The sequence below is a fragment of the Bacillus sp. FJAT-28004 genome, assembly GCF_001280845.1.
Taxonomy (GTDB): Bacteria; Bacillota; Bacilli; order Paenibacillales; family Paenibacillaceae; genus Pristimantibacillus.
The window spans coordinates 3,323,572-3,340,559 of record NZ_LGHP01000001.1 but is presented as its reverse complement, the minus strand read 5'-3'; the positions used below and the strand labels follow the sequence as shown (position 1 = coordinate 3,340,559).

The following is a 16,988-nucleotide window of genomic DNA, read 5'->3' as shown; positions in this document are numbered from 1 at the left end:
TACATGACGTTGTAACAAACACATGATTTGATGCGCGAGACCTACTCATGCTGGAAACAAATTGGAATGAATTCTCAACTTCCTCTTTACGGTACGACCCGCCCATTGTATAATGTTAAAGTGGTGTCGTGACTCTAGCAATGTTCTCGCATTTTTTACAAGTTTCTACGACATGATTTTACAAATGGGTTTATCATGATTGTAGACATCATTTATATCAAATCTGTGCTCAACTCTGGAAAGGGGGTGAATCGGCTATGAGGGAAAAGAGCAATTCACTATTTAAACAAAACTCTCAACAACCGCACGTATTTAGAGGAGGAGAAATAAAGGTTATGAAGAAAAAAATAGCAGCATTTGTGCTAGCTACAGCGCTAGTACTACCATTATCAGTTCCAGCTTTTGCAGCAACACCATCTGATGTTGTTGGCAAACCGATACAATCAGCAGTTGAAGAACTAACTGCACTAGGAATCATCTCAGGTTATGAAGACGGTACATTCAAACCAGAAAACACAATTACTCGCGCTGAATTGGCAAAAGTAATCGTTATCGGTTCTGGTAACGAAGGCGCAGCTAAATTGATGCAAAATGTTAAACCAACGTTCAAAGATGTTAAAGCAAACGTTTGGTACACAGGCTACATCAACGCAGCTGCAACAAAAGGTTTCATCTTGGGCGATCTAGGCACTAAAAACTTCCGTCCAAGTGATGCAGTTAAGTTTGAAGAAGTTGTTGCGGTATTGGTTCGTGCTCTTGGTTACCAAGAGAAAAAGTTGTCAGGCGTATGGCCTTATAACTACCTATTGAAAGCTGAAGATGTTGGCTTGTTCAACAACGTTGATCTTAACGTTGGCGCTAAAGCACTTCGTGGTGTTGTAGCACAAATGACTTCTAACACTCTTAACGCTAAACTGGTTTCGTACAATGTTGATGGTAACGAAGTAGTTTCGAACAACGCATTGATTTCGAAACTTGGTAACACATCTTCAGCTGAGCTTCTTGCAGCTTCTGTAGTTGACGGCAAAGTTAAACTTCGTTGGACTCAGAAAAACACTGCAGGTAACGACGAGTTGAAAACTGACACTATCGCTACTGCTTCTAACTTTATCGTTACTGGCGGTAAATCACTAGTTGATTTGCTTGGTCACAACGTAACAGTTGTTAAAGGTAAAGACGGTAAAATTGTTGCAATCACTGATGCACAAGATACTGCTGCTACTTTGACTGGTACTTTGGAAGCTGACCAAGTTGCTGGTTCCGTAAAAATCAAAGTAGGTTCAGAAGTTAAAACGAAAGCTACTGTTGCTAGCACAGTTTACTTCGTAAACGGTCAAGAAACAGCACTTTCAACTGCAACCACAGGCGACACTGTAACATTGTACTTGGTTAACGATCAAGTTCGCGTTGCAACTGCTGAAAAATGGTCTATCAAAGATGCTCTTGTAACTTCGGTTGAAGAGAAAACTGCTTACCGTGATGCTCGTGTTAACACGAACCAAACTAGCGCATTCATCAATGATGCTACATCTGTAACTATTGACGGTAAAGTAGCTAAAGTTACTGACCTGAAAAAAGACGATGTAATCAGCGCTGTTTCCAAATCCGGTAACGTTGCAATTAAAGTTGCTGCAGTTCGCAACACAGCTACAGGCAAACTTGAAGCTGTAGGTACTACAAATGGTACTGCTAAATACACTGTTGCTGGTAAAGTGTATGAAAAAACAGGTAATGCTGTAAGTGGTGATGTTGCAACATTGATCGCTACAAACATTGGTAAAGAGTTTACTCTTCTACTTAATGCAGATGGCAAAATCGTTAAAGCAACTGCTCCAGAAGCAGCGGTTAACAAACCTTACGTAGTGGTTCTTGAAGCTAAAAAAGCTCAACAACTTGAAAACGAAGAATTTGTTGAGAAAACAAAAGTAACTTACTTCGATGTAAAAGCTAACAAAAACGAAGTGAAATACACTGATGTTGCTCTTCTTACAAAATTCCAAGCAGTTCAGAATCAATTGGTTGAGTTGGTATTCAATGATTCCAAGCTTACTGACGTTACTGCTAAAACAGATGTGAAAAACGCTGGATACAATGTTTCCAAAGTTTCCGCAACTGAAATCGTTCTTGATACTGCTCAAGATACAACTACAAAATACATCATCAATGCGAACACTGTTGTAATCGATGCTACTAAGCTTGGTGCAACTGATCTTGCTGATCGTAAATTGGCTGTTGGTACACTTGCACAAGTAACAAAAGCTGATAAAGCTTATGTAAATGCTAGCGGTGCAACTGCTAACTACATCATTTTGAAAACTGATACAGATGCAAATGCAGAAACAGGCGCAGCAATCTATGGCTTGTTCGTATCAGCTGACAAAAATGCTACTTCAGCAACTGCTTCTACGTACACTGTTACATTGAACGTAGGTGGTCAAAATGTTACAACTGAAGTAACTGGCGAAGCGTACACTAACATTAATAACACTAATGTTAATAACAGCTCTGTAAACAAAATCGTTAAATTGACTGATGCAGCTAACTCAAGCAAACTGTATGATACTGCAGATCTTGTTGGAACTGGATTGACTACAATTTCCATTGCAGCTAACCAAAACGAAAACACTTTTGGTAGCAGCAACGGTAACTACCTCATCACTCCTAACACTGTTGTATACGTAGTATCTGCAGATGGCAAAACTATCTACACTGGTAACTACACAGATGTTAAAGACCTAAACGGTACAAACATCTCAACAGTTACTAGCGTAACTGTAGCTGAAACTGGTAGCGTTTATGACGTGAACCACAAAGAAGCTGCTGTAATCGTAATTAAAAGAAAATAGTAATCATGTTCGCATGATGGAAGAAGGCTGAGAGCTCGTCTCTCAGTCTTTTTTTTGTTCATACATAGTTCATAATAAAAGGTTATATTTAAATTAGGTATATTCATTTTTCTTGCGAAAGGAGAATATGAAGGAATTTATTTTTAAACGAAACTTATTGGTAAATGTTTGCGTCTAGATATGTATACCAAAAGATACGGAGTGAAATGAAAATGCAGAAGAGTTTAAAAAGAATGCCTATGATACTATCGTTCTTTCTTGCATTAGTGGTGTTGATAAGCGCAGTACCTGTACCAAAGTCAGTTGAGGCTGCAGCTGCCGCCAATGTTTTCAAGAAAGTAAGTATTACAAAGTCATCATATATTCAATTAACGGATGCGAATTTAATTCCAAGTGCAACCGGTGCGACTGCCAGCTTTACCTTTACCATCTATAATGGTGACAGCAGCGCAATTAATTTGGTCGATTATTGGGCGCGATTAAAGACAACGGGAGGAACAAAATACACGTTGACCTTACTTGAAGCCGACAAAAAAAAGAAGGCTCTACCAAAAACAACGACAACTTTAACTTACTATAGTGAAGTTGGAACAAAAGTTACATTGGATCAACTCGTTGTAAATATTATAAAATTTGATTTTAGCGTGTCTGGATATGAAAAAACGATTGGACAGTATACTTTCCCAAAAGGATACTCGAACTTTGTTAAAGCAGGAGGATTTAAGGGTGTGCTTGCTAATAACTCCCTAATCAACTTGCGTATTGATCAAATTAATATAACAAAGTCTGCAAAAAACTATAATGTTAATTTAACTTATGTAGCACGAAATACAGGGAAATTCGGCGTAGCATTACCGCAATATAATTATTATGCCCAAACACCTAAAGGATTATATAAGCTGGCTCTAAGAAATAAAACAGATGAAACGCTAGCATTAGAACCATCCGTACTTAATGCGGTTCAGTTAACGGGATCCATCCCTTTGTCTGTTGCGACAACTGGCTGGAAACTTATTGTTACTAATAATGTTGGAGCAGAAACGAATAAAGTTGAGATACCGGTTGTCGTGTTTGATATTCCATTCAAAGTGACAACAACAACATCTACTTCAACCAAAACAACATTTACGAATGATGATGGTACATATGAAGTAGAATTGAGCGCGGTGCAGAGGTTCCCTTGGAATAACGATGATAATGTAATCGCGGATCTAATTGTGAGAAATAAGGGTTCGGTATATCTGCCTTTACCTGACTTAACAGGAATGCTCATTGTTGATGACAATATTAAGCTGAATGGTAAAGCAATTAAGAAAGTCGGTGACATTGGATTAGCCCCAGGAGCATCAACAACGATTAGTTATGTGGGCTCGATTCCGTACAACTATTCATGGAAGAAGCTTAAATTGAAACTATCACAGAAAGCTGGAGAAACGGTTACTGAAATTGGAGAACTTACAAGATCAACGATCGTACCCGTTAAGCAAGTAGATTTAGGTGCTGTATTTGTTCAGCAAAATAATGGAGCGCCATATAATGCACTTATTACAGATGTTAGAACATATAGCGGTGACAAAGCGGATATGTATGCTGTATTCGTCGAGTTGACTAATAAACAAAAAAGAATCGGATCTCTTCCGTTACTAGCAGGATACTTTAAAACAGCGGATGGAAATCTTTATGAAGCAAAATTCACGAAAGCAACAAACGCAATCAAATCAGAAAGTAAAGATCAGCTCATCGTATGGACGGAATTACCACAAAATGTAGATCGTTCTGGTATTCAGCTTTTAATGGGAGAAGCATTTGACGATAATGGTTTATTGCAAGGGACTGCAACCGCTAAGGGATTCCTGCGCGCAGCGCAATTTACTCTTCCAGAAGAGAAGATCGCTAGCAACAACTTTACGGGATTGAAGGTTGGACCGTATACCGTCGACATGAATTTCTTTAATGTATGGATGAACGGCACGAGAATGGATATCAAAGTTGGAGGTAATGTTCAAAAGGATACTAATTTTGATGGATACACACAATCTCAATTGGTATTTGAGATTGAACATGAGGAAACAAAACAAATTCTTATTTCACAAGTGATTGATCTTGAAGGAAAAGCTGAAAACAGCGTGAAGTGGAAAGTAGGTTCCAATTACAGTGATCCTGATAAAGAAATGGGAGAAACACTGCTTTGGGAAAACTATCAATTGAATATTTATGAGACTTTCAACGGTAATAGAAAAAAATTAGCTACAATGCCTATTTCGTTCTCTTCATCAATTAACTGGCTAGACGGAAAGCACTAAACTTATAAAAAAACTGGTTTCTCCTACTTAAATCTAGTATCTTTATAGGAGATGAGAGATAGAGAGGAGACTTCCAAAAGTGAAGAAAAAGGTAATACGCGGTTTAGTTGCTGTTGTTTTAGTAGGAGCAGGCGTGTGGGTCGGCGTGAACTTTGCATCACCGCTTGAAGCGGAATCAAATGCGCTGACTCCTGGCTCTGTAGAAGACCCTGTTGTCACCAAAAGCTATGTGGATGAACAGCTTGCAAAACTAGGTGGTGGCTCTCCTGGAGGCGGTACAACGCCACCTGTCGTAGACTCTGCGCTAGAAGTTGTCACAGTGCCAGCTGGCAAGACGCTAATGGCCGGCCAAGGGACAGAGGTCATTGTACGTGTAGGCAAGGCGATTGCTTACAGCTCTGACGCAAGCGGTATAGCCGATCTTACTGGCGGTACGGATATAACTAAAGGGAAAGCTATTCCAACCAATCATTTATTGCTTTTCCCGCGTGAGGGCCGCGGCATATTGCCAGATCCTAATCAAAAGAACGGCTTAACGGTTTTGGTTAAAGGGAAATACAGCTTGCAATAATATGGATGGATGTTCAACATTTTACCCGAAATGACAATAGATTATACGCTTCAAAGATGATGAACGGATGCACAATACAATTGTGTTCCTACATTCTTTGGAGGTGTCATTTATGAGTCGTTCGAATAAAATAGTAGTACCAACAAGTAAGGCAGCATTGAATCAACTGAAATATGAAATTGCTGCAGAATTTGGCTTAACCTCAGGCGGTTATGCAAATGAGGGAGCGGACACTGAGTTTGCAGGCGAGCTAGGGGCTTCTTCTGGAGCAGGAGCAGGTCACAGCGTACACTGGTCAGCATTATCGACAAGGCAAGCTGGTTCAGTGGGCGGAGAAATTACCAGAAGGCTGATTACACAAGCAGAATCGGTACTTGGCGGTTATCAATAATTACTGGAAATTCCGGCGTCCATTGACACAAAGCGACATTTTCGGTATCATACTGTTTTAGAAGAGTTGTCAAACAACCTTTTCCTACGGGAAAAGGTTCATTTTTTGTGTAGAATGTCCGCACTTATATCATACTAAGGTTGTAGGAGGTTGATACGGATGTCGGTTAAAGGACGCCATTTGTTTACATCAGAATCAGTTACTGAAGGCCATCCGGATAAGATTTGTGATCAAATATCCGATGCTGTCTTAGATGCATTTCTAGAAGCAGATCCAAACGCGCGTGTTGCTTGTGAGGTTTCTGTAGCAACAGGTCTTGTACTCGTTATTGGAGAAATTAGCAGCCGTGCTGATTTTATTGATATTTCTTCCATTGCACGCCGTACAATTAAGGAAATTGGCTACACTCGTGCCAAATACGGTTTTGACTCCAGCACATGTGCAGTATTGACTTCGCTCAATGAGCAGTCCGCTGACATTGCACAAGGCGTTAACGCTGCGCTTGAGACACGTGATGGCAAAGATATGAAGCTAGAGAATGAAGATATCGGTGCAGGCGACCAAGGGCTTATGTTTGGTTTTGCTACAAACGAAACGCCTGAGCTTATGCCGCTTCCAATTGCGCTTTCTCACCGTATCGCTCGTCGTTTGTCTGAAGTTCGTAAAAACGAGACGCTTGATTACCTTCGTCCAGACGGTAAAACACAAGTTACTATTGAATACGCAGATGGTAAACCAGTTCGCGTAGACACAATTGTCGTTTCTACACAACATGCGGAAGAAATCACGCTTGAGCAAATTCAAAAAGATATTCTTGAGCATGTTATTAAGCCAGTTGTTCCAGTGGAATGGCTTGATGCTGATACTAAATACTTCATTAACCCAACTGGTCGCTTCGTAATCGGCGGACCTCAAGGTGATGCTGGTCTAACTGGCCGTAAAATTATCGTTGATACGTATGGCGGCTACGCTCGTCATGGCGGCGGCGCATTCTCCGGCAAGGATCCTACAAAAGTTGACCGTTCAGCAGCCTATGCTGCCCGTTATGTAGCTAAGAACATCGTAGCTGCAGGACTTGCAGACAAGTGCGAAATCCAATTGGCTTATGCTATTGGTGTTGCTCAACCGGTATCCATTAACGTGGATACGTATGGAACAGGCAAAATTGGTGAAGATAAACTCGTTGAGCTGATCACTAGCAACTTTGACCTTCGTCCAGCGGGCATTATCAAAATGCTTGATCTGCGTCGTCCAATTTACAGACAAACAGCTGCATATGGTCACTTCGGCCGTACAGACGTTGATCTTCCTTGGGAACGTGTTGACAAAGCTGAGAAGCTTAAAGCAGACGCTGGCGTTCAAAGCGGAGTTTAAGACTTAGGCTCACAATATAAGATGCCTTTATAGGTTAAAAAGCTGTCCAGAAAGTAGTAAGACTACTTCATGGACGGCTTTTTTGTTTGTCATTCGACACAAAAAAGTAGTTTAACCTAAATTTTTCATGCCAAGTAACCGACAAATAAGGTACGAGTGTATTTTTTTGAGGAGTGAATTGAAATGAATCGAACGAGCAAGCTATCTTCGTTTATCGCTGTTATGCTGTTGCTCCAACTAAGTCTGGCTGGCTGGTCATCGGCTCCACAGCAAGCGGCTGCAGCGGCTGCCGGTCCTGTCGTACTCAGTTTAAGCCCAGCCGACGATCTAATTAACGTATCGATCTCCGCTGATTTAAAGATGACCTTTGATGAAAATATAAGCAAAGGCTCTAGTTCAACGTCTATTCATATTTATGACTATGCCACAAGCAATTTGGTAGAGAGTATACCCCTATCATCTAATCGTATTACTATTGATTCAACGCAGCGAGTCGCGACTATAGATCCGCTTAATCATTTTGCCTTAAATACGAATTATTACATATTGGTAGATGCAGGAGCATTTGTTAACCAATCCAATGGTGTTGGTTATGCCGGAATCAAAAGTGCAAGCAGTTGGAATTTTCGAACTGTTGCTGAAGTCGATGTGACCAGGCCTTCTCATACGGGTTTTTCACCGACTGCAGCTCCGATTGCAGTGACTACGCCAATTATAATTTCATTTAATGAACCTGTATATGTTGCTAGTGGTGATATCCAAATTAGTTCGGTGGAGGATAACCGTACAATTGCAGTTACATCCAACGCGGTAAGAGGCAGCGGTACGAACCAAATAGTTATTCAACCCCCGGCAGCACTTCAGCCAAATACAGCATATACCGTTACAATTCCAGATACTGCATTTCAAGATGCAGCGGGGAATCTGTATTACGGCACATCATGGGTTTTTACAACGGACGCAGCGCCGGTAAACGTGGCCGCACCGTTTGTTCCAGCAGATAACGCGACCTCTGTTCCGGTCAACTCGGAGCTAACGATCACTTTTGATAAAAATGTACAAGCACGCGCAGATAAATATATTGAAATACGCAGAATTAGCAATAATACGACATTTGAACGTTTTAGTGCTCTTTCTTCCAGAATCACAGTAAATAAAAATCAGGTAAAGATTACTCCAAGCTCTAGCTTTGAGCCGAATACGGCTTATTATGTTTTGATTGACGCCGGAGCATTCACCCAGACAGACCCAAATGGAGCTCAGTGGTATCACGGTATTGCTGGAGCATCCATTTGGAATTTCAGTACAGACCCAGGTTATGAAACCATTCCGCCACTAGCAACAGAATTACTTCCGGCAGCTAATGGGTCGATTAGCAGCTTAAATTCTGTGCTCAGAATTACATTTAACGAACCGGTATTTCCGAGTAATGGGCTTATTGAGATAAGGGAGTCTGCAACGGGTTCCTTGTTTAGATCCATTCCAATTACATCGGAGCGAGTGACTGGCGGCGGTACCTATCAATTGACGATAGATCCCAATAAGGCGGTTAACGGAGAATCCGAGAAGGCTTTCGTCAACAATACGAAATACTATATAACGATCGGCAATCGGGCTATTCGTGATGCGGCAGGAAATCATTTTGCAGGGATATCTTCATCGACTTACTGGTCCTTCACCGTATCACAAGATACAGTTAGACCAACGCTATCTTTACTGAATCCAGTTAACAATGCCGTAGCAGTAGGGTTAAACCAAGCTTTTACTGCTACGTTTAGTGAGCCTATAAAAAAAGGTGCAACAGGGTCAATAACGTTCAATCCAATCGGTGATAGCAAACTGCAGCCGATTCCCGCTAATTTTTATGTAGATGGCAATAATAATAATGTGTTAGTCATAGCGCCAACGCAACCATTTACAGCAAAAACTTCTTATTATGTTACGATTGATGCGAGTGCAGTAACTGATTTGGCTGGCAATAATTTTGCTGGAATATTAAATGAATATCAATGGACTTTTCAATCATTTGGTTCAGATACAACAGCTCCTACATTAAGCAAGCTTGAGTGGAGCGGAGCAACGATTACGATGACCTATAATGAAGAGCTGTACGTGCACGCGATACCTTCGACAGGAAGTTATTATGTGACAGTTAATGGGGCACCTCGTTCTGTGATCGGTGTTCAGATTCGTGGAGAAACAGTCATTCTAACGTTATCGAGCCCTATCGTGGCTGGACAAGTGGTGAAACTCTCCTATTCCAAAGCAGCAATAAGCCCTATTCAAGACACTTCGGGCAATATAGCTATAAGTATTGCAAATCAGGACGTATCGGGTGCAAAGGATGTCGCTGCACCAACCATTGTAAGCGGGAACGCTTCGGGTACAGCGATCACTTTATCTTTTAATAAGGACCTATCGACCGTGAACAGCTATGCATATTTGCAATTTACGGTTAATGTGGGCGGTGTGAATTACAGTACAACTTCGATTTCGAGCACCGGCAGCAATATTTTGTTAACGATTAATGGCTCGATACAAAACTATCAGAACGTGTATGTGACTTATGCTCCGGGCACGTACCCAATACGCGATACGGCAGGCAACTATTTGGCAGCATTTAATAACTACAGCATCTATAGTACGCCAGACACAGGTACGCCAACTCTTCAGTCCATTGGCGTGAGCAGTAATATCGTTACACTCAATTATAATAAAAGTTTAAATCCACAAAGTGTTCCTTCAGTGGGGCAGTTTAATGTTCTGGTAGAAAATATCGCACGCAGTGTTATCCAAGTTCGAATTTCTGGGAGCTCAGTTTTATTGACGCTTTCATCAGCCGTAACAACAGGGCAAATTACTTCCGTATCCTATTTGGCATCCGTAACGTTAATATCAGATCTAGCAGGCAATGCTGCTTCATCCTTTAATAACGTAACATCAGGTGGTGGAGGCAGCGGAGGACATAATGGAAACATTTACGGAGTAATTGCTAAAGGATCAACACTAACTATTAATTTTGCGGAAACGTTAAATGCAAGCTATGTGCCTTCTACAGTTCAATTTGTTGTTAATGCGAATTACTCTGTTAAATCGGTATCGAGGGTAGATATTAGTGGATCATCCGTTATTTTATCGTTAACCTCTCCATTCGCTGTAGGGGAGACGGTTTCAGTAACCTATTATTCAACTGTTTCAGGTCTTCGAACAAATAGCGGTTCAACGATAAACAGCTTTACGAACATAAATGCAGCAAACCAAACGACGATACTTGACGGATTATCTGGTGACTATGAAGCAGCGGATGGCGGTGGAGTTGGTTTGAAAACGACGGCAGCAACGACAATGTTTGACGTATCACCTGCCGGAGTGCAAGCTAACCGATATACTTTATCGAACGAGAAGCTGCTTTCTGCATTCCAAACGGCTCGTGCAGCTGGCTTAACAAGTCCACGTGTGGCGTTTAAGGTGCCATCATCTGAGAGAGCCGCTATTGTAGCTGTTCCAATCAGTGCGCTAGATGCAGCATATCGCTTGAATTCGAACTCCATATTTGCTGTTCAATACGGTGATGTTACCTATGAGCTGCAATTAAATGCAGCGGATTATATGAAAATCAATACATTGCTTAATGGAAATAGCGTGGCGGGTCAATTACTTGTTCGCATTGACCAAGGACTATCGACCTTAACTGGAAGCCTCAGTACAAAAATAAATAGTTCAAATACGAGTTTGCTAGCAGGCCCTTATCACTTCGATATTACTGTTGTGAATGGGTCGATTCAAAAGCCATTCAATGATTTTAGCGGTTATGTCTCACGAACGACTCAGACATTTCAAAATGCGGATCCTAAAAATACGGCAGTTGTGTGGTTCGACCCTACAACAGGAGGGCTCTCCTACGTCCCTACAGTGCTTACGACAAGCGGTGGGAAGACAACAGCAACGTTTAAGCGAAAAGGCAATAGCGCGTATGCGCTTGTAAGCAATTCATCTAGCTTCTCGGATCTATCAAAGCATTGGGCAGCTTCTGCGATCCATATTATGTCACGCAAATTTATTGTGGAAGGGCGCACAGCCACGAAGTTTGAACCAGAAAAGGCTATTACACGTGGTGAGTTTGCGACGTATATTGCCAAAGGACTTGGCCTCAGCAGCGACAGGAATGCAGCGGCTAAGTTCAAGGATGTGAATGCGAACACGGCGATGGGGGCTTATATTGGAGCAGCCTCAGCAGCTGGAGTCGTTGCTGGCAATACGGACGGCACCTTTAAGCCAAACAGTCCGATTACACGTCAAGAAATGGCCGTTATGATGATTAGAGCAGCGAAGGTGGCTGGTTTAACGGTGCAGCTGCCAGAATCAGCCTCAGCTTATCTCAAGAAGTATACGGATCGCGGCAAAGTCGGCGCGTGGGCGCAGACAGACATGGCGAAATCAGTGTATATTGGTGTGATTAGCGGTAAAACAGCAACAACGTTGAGCCCGCAAACAAATGCAACCCGTGCAGAAGGTACAGTGATGCTTCTTCGTTTGCTGCAGAAGGTGAAATTTCTTACATCATAATAAATGAACCGTAGCTCAGCAGCTCGCCCAAACGGCGAGCTTTTTTTTTATAATATGCTCTTCCGCCAAACACATAGCTGATATCTATCACCCAATAGAAAACGATAGCAGTCTTCTATCATGCGTAACTTTTCTACAACTCTTGTAGTCTATAACTAATAGATTAATCGATGGGAGAGTTGTAAATCTAATGAGTAAGTTTCAAAAAATCATAGATCGACAGTCAGAAGGTTTAGGAAAACGGGTTATAATCGTCGTATTAGGTGGAGCGCTGCTTGTACAACCTATTGCTTCAATTATGCCTAGCAGCTGGCAGACAGCAGTTATTCAGTCAGCAGAGGCTGCTGCTAATCCTACGCTTAAGCTTTCACAGCAATCATTTATAACAGCAGGAGCTAAGCGGCTTGACTACGTATTTCAAACTACGCGCGGCAGCTCCAAGGTGCAAACCGATGTTCATGTTATTGAAATCGATCTTACGAATCCCTACGTATCCTTAAATGCGATGAGTGGAAAAAATAATAGCATAGGTCAATTAAATACGATACTTAATATGACAAAAGAAAACGGAGCCGTAGCAGCCATTAATGCTGACGTATTCGTAATGGGAAATGAAGGTGCTCCGCTTGGCGGGCAAATCGCAAGCGGCATGTTTATGTCGAGTCCTGCGAAGCTAAAAGGGATGTATGCTTTCTCGGTTTCCAAAGATCGCAAACCTATGATTGATAACTATACCTTTAATGGCTTGGTAACAGCAGAGGATGGCTCCACATTCCCACTGGAAGGGCTCAATCAATCCGCTTATATTCCGGAGACAACGGGCTCCAACTTTAGCCATGTGAATATGATGTATATCTATACAAGTGCTTGGGGAGGTACAGAACGCCCGAAAAACTCAGGCTCCACGCCTACAGAAGTATTAGTACGCAATGGCGTAATTGAGGAGATTTCAATCGATAAAGCAATTGCAGGTCAAGTACCTGCTGATGGATACATACTCCGGTCACATGGTCTTGCGGCTAATTATGTGAAGGAGCATTTACAAATTGGACAATCGATCAATGCGGATTATGCGCTCGTTTCTCAAACAACGGGAGCGAAGGTTGATCCGAACTCTTTTGAAATGATGGCAGGTGGACATACGCTGTTAGTCAATGCAGGTGCAGCAGCACAGTTTTCCCGCGATATAACAGGAGTAAGCGGCTCATCTTATACTTCTCGTTCAGCGGTAGGCTATTCACAGGATGGGACTAAAGTATATCTCATCACGAGTGAGCGCAGCGGCGGAAACACGGGTGTAAGCTTGAAAGAGCTTCAGCAAATTATGCTGCAGCTAGGCGTATATAAAGGCGTGAACCTGGATGGTGGAGGGTCTACGACGATGATCGAACGCCCACTTGGAACCAATGATTTGAAGCTGTCTCATCCAACGCAATACGGCACAACTCAAAGAAGTGTCGCAAACGGAATAGGAGTATTCACATCGGCACCAGCGGGTTCGCTGAAAGGTATCGCTGTGAGCGGTGCTAACGTCATGTTTATCGGGCAAAAATCGTCTTATTCAATAAAAGGTTATGATACATACTATAACCCGTTTGAAATAGACAATTCTACCGCAGTGTGGAGTTCTGACAAAGCAATAGGAGCTTTCAAAGGCAATGAGTTCACTGCGACTAAGGCAGGCAAAACGACTCTCACTGTGAAATCAGGAGCGATCTCAACCAAACAAGAAATTGAAGTTATAGGACAGGATCAAATTGCATCCCTCTCTATTGATACAACTGCAGGTGTACTGGCAAAAGGAGCAACCATTACTGTTCCGTTAACCGTAAAACTGAAAAATGGAAATTCATATAAGCTTAGCGCAGATTCCGTGAAGTGGGAGTTTATTGGTTTTACCGCAGCACGAAATGGCGACAGCCTAACGGTGCAATCGGTTAACGCAGGTACAAGCATTGGCTACGCAATTGCGCGTTATGATGGTTTTCCGGCAATGATTCCATTCACGCAAGGGGAAGCAGTCAAAACTTTTGAGGATTTTGAAAAAACGACATATCCAATCACGTCACAGGTTACGCCTGCGGATACAACGACAGGAAGCGTAAACTTGGTATCCGACTTCCAAGGACAAGCTTCTTCGAAGACTTTGAAGCTGGATTATGATTTCACAAATGGCACCGGAACCAAAGCATCGTATGCGGTGTTTAATACAAACGGTCGCGCGATAGAAGGCTCACCTACTTCAATGACGGTCGATCTTTACGGAGATAACAGTCTGAATTGGGTACGCGCAGAGTTTATCGATGCGGCTGGGAAAGCGCATCTTATTGACCTTGCCAAGCAGCTTGATTGGAGCGGCTGGAAGAATGTGAAGATGAATTTATCATCTGTTGGGATGAAATTTCCTGTCAAACTAAAAAGAATTTATGTTGTGACGATCGCCGAAGGCCAGGATGAACGAACAGCATCAGGTTCAATTGGACTAGATAATATGAAGCTGCAATATCCTCCTTCCGTAACGGTTGATACGCAAACTAAGGTCGTAATGACTGTAGGTAAATCGGCAGCGACGGTTAATGGAAAAGCGATTACGCTCGATTCAGCACCAATCGTTTTGAATGGAACGACCTATGTGCCGGTCCGGTTCGTATCCGATGCAATGGGAGCTAAGCTGTTGTTTGACGGTAAAACGGGACAAGTCACCGTTCTTCGCGGCAATAAATTGATGGAAATGACACTTGGCAAAAAGGATCTTATTTTAAACGGAGCCCTGCAATCGTCAGATATTACGCCTATCGTTCGTAATAATCGGACGCTGATTCCGGTCCGTTTATTTTCAGAGAAACTAGGCCTAAAGGTCGGGTATGACGGGAAAGTGAAAAAGATTACCATCGATTAACGATGGACGAAATATATCCAATCTGTGGTATGATAGAGTAGATTAACCTTTAAAATAGAAAGGTTGCCGATCTACAGTGGACCACCTTACAGTCGATATAAATCGAGTCATTAAAAATGCAATTGAAGTAATGGAAGACAGCAAATACCAGATTTATGAAATATGTGAATCAGCGCGCACGGAGTTGGAATCGCTCGAGCAGGAGCTTGAAATCGTGCTTCAAGAAACGGTGAAGACGATTGACAGGGTTGATCAGCTGGAGCAGGACTATCGCCGTGCGCGTATAAGGCTGACAGAAGTAAGCCGAGATTTCGTGCGCTACAAGGAAGATGACATCAAGTCTGCTTATGAGAAGGCTACACAAATCCAGTTGGATTTGATGGTGTACCGCGAGAAGGAATCCTACTTGAAAGCGCGTCGAGATGATTTGCAAAAACGTGTTCGAAATGTAGAAAATTCAATCGAGCGGGCTGAAACGATTGCTTCACAAATAAATGTCGTGCTTGAATATTTATCGGGTGACCTTAACCAGGTTACTCGTATTCTTGAATCTGCCAAAACAAGGCAACTGCTGGGTTTGAAAATTATTTTGGCACAAGAGGAAGAACGTAAAAGGATCGCTAGAGAAATCCATGATGGTCCAGCTCAATCACTCGCCAATATCGTCCTTCGAACAGAAATTGCAGAACGTATGCTGATCAAGCAGGAATTTGTGATGGTGCAGGAAGAATTAGTAGATTTGAAAGGACAAGTTCGTTCCGGTCTAGAAGAAATTCGCAAAATTATATTTAATTTGCGCCCGATGGCCTTGGATGATTTGGGACTTGTACCGACTCTTCGTAAATTCACGCAGGATTTTGAAGAGAAAACAAAAATACATACCGTATTCGAGCTTATCGGTAAAGAGGCTCGAATGCCCTCTGCAATGGAAGCTGCTATATTCCGCTTGGTTCAGGAAGCCTTTACCAATGCACTAAAACATGCGAGCGCTTCACATGTAATGCTCGAGATTAACTATCAGCCACAGCATATTTCACTCGTAATTCAAGACAACGGCGTTGGATTTAACAGCGATTTAATCGAGCAGGATGCTACTCGAAACGCACATTTTGGCTTGGTAGGGATGAGAGAACGCATTGAGCTAATAGAGGGAAGGATGGATATAGACTCAAATCCCGATATAGGGACGAAAATTATAATAGATATACCTACTACTGCTGAATCTAGAAAGGAGTAAGATGATGACGATCCAAAGAGTTGCAAGCAATGTGAATACAATCAAAATTTTACTTGCGGATGACCACCAACTGTTCCGTGAAGGACTAAAGCGGATTCTTAATATGGAAGACGATCTTGAAGTTATTGGCGAGTGCGGAGATGGCATTCAAGTTTTGGAGTTTTGTAATCATACCATTCCTGAGATTGTCCTGATGGATATTAATATGCCCATTGAGAACGGTGTTGTCACAACAGAACGATTGAAAAGCATGTTTCCTGACGTTAAGGTTATCATTCTATCTATCCATGACGATGAGAGCTATGTATTCGAAACACTTCGTAAAGGGGCTACGGGCTACCTTCTGAAAGATATGGAGGCAGAATCGCTAATTAACGCTATTCGCTCCGTTGTCCAGGGCCATGCCTATATCCATCCTAAAGTAACAGGCAAACTAATTAATCAGCTTCGTCGGATGACGTATTTGGATGAAATGGGAATCGTATCCGGAGCTGCAGCTGCTCAAGAACCAGGAGTCAAGTTCGTTGCTGGCGATGAAAGCCCATTAACACGCCGCGAGGCAGAGGTGTTAAGGCTTATGGCAGAGGGCAAGAGCAATAAGCTCATTGGAGAGTTTTTGTTCATTAGCGAAAAAACGGTTAAAAACCATGTGAGCAGTATTTTGCAAAAGATGGAAGTTGATGACCGTACGCAAGCTGTTATTCAATCGATCAAATATGGATGGGTTACGCTGTAGTATCCTTTTTGATCCTTAACTACATATCGAGCAAAACCCCCGTATCGGTTGGTGCGGGTTTTTTT

General features: G+C 42.2%; 9 protein-coding genes. All 9 read left to right on the top strand.

Annotated elements, in window-relative coordinates:
* Nucleotides 1-335 precede the first annotated feature (335 nt).
* The 9 genes from AC787_RS14470 (at nt 336) to AC787_RS14430 (ending at nt 16,923) form a co-directional block, all read left to right on the top strand.
* Nucleotides 336-2,846: an S-layer homology domain-containing protein gene (locus AC787_RS14470; RefSeq protein WP_054025416.1), complete on the top strand. Its 2,511-nt coding sequence runs from the start codon at nt 336-338 to the stop codon at nt 2,844-2,846.
* Nucleotides 2,847-3,058: 212 nt separating this feature from the next.
* Nucleotides 3,059-5,149 (top strand): hypothetical protein, encoded by a 2,091-nt coding sequence (locus tag AC787_RS14465; protein WP_152970636.1) that lies wholly within the window; start codon nt 3,059-3,061, stop codon nt 5,147-5,149.
* A gap of 79 nt (nt 5,150-5,228) precedes the next feature.
* The gene (locus tag AC787_RS14460) at nt 5,229-5,720 is read left to right on the top strand and encodes a hypothetical protein (protein WP_054025414.1); all 492 of its coding nucleotides are present in this window, start codon (nt 5,229-5,231) and stop codon (nt 5,718-5,720) included.
* 112 nt (nt 5,721-5,832) lie between these two features.
* On the top strand, nt 5,833-6,111 hold the full coding sequence (locus AC787_RS14455) for an alpha/beta-type small acid-soluble spore protein (RefSeq protein ID WP_054025413.1): 279 nt from the start codon (nt 5,833-5,835) through the stop codon (nt 6,109-6,111).
* Between the two features lie 159 nt (nt 6,112-6,270).
* Nucleotides 6,271-7,485: a methionine adenosyltransferase gene (gene metK, locus AC787_RS14450; protein ID WP_054025412.1), complete on the top strand. Its 1,215-nt coding sequence runs from the start codon at nt 6,271-6,273 to the stop codon at nt 7,483-7,485.
* Nucleotides 7,486-7,668: 183 nt separating this feature from the next.
* A complete protein-coding gene (locus AC787_RS14445; RefSeq protein ID WP_054025411.1) occupies nt 7,669-12,051 on the top strand; it encodes an Ig-like domain-containing protein in 4,383 nt (1,460 codons plus the stop codon).
* Between the two features lie 190 nt (nt 12,052-12,241).
* Nucleotides 12,242-14,950 (top strand): stalk domain-containing protein, encoded by a 2,709-nt coding sequence (locus tag AC787_RS14440; protein WP_054025410.1) that lies wholly within the window; start codon nt 12,242-12,244, stop codon nt 14,948-14,950.
* A gap of 76 nt (nt 14,951-15,026) precedes the next feature.
* A complete protein-coding gene (locus tag AC787_RS14435) occupies nt 15,027-16,187 on the top strand; it encodes a sensor histidine kinase (RefSeq protein ID WP_054025409.1) in 1,161 nt (386 codons plus the stop codon).
* 4 nt (nt 16,188-16,191) lie between these two features.
* Nucleotides 16,192-16,923 carry a response regulator gene (locus AC787_RS14430; protein ID WP_054025408.1) on the top strand — a complete coding sequence of 244 codons (732 nt, stop codon included), beginning with the start codon at nt 16,192-16,194 and terminating at the stop codon, nt 16,921-16,923.
* Nucleotides 16,924-16,988 lie beyond the last annotated feature (65 nt).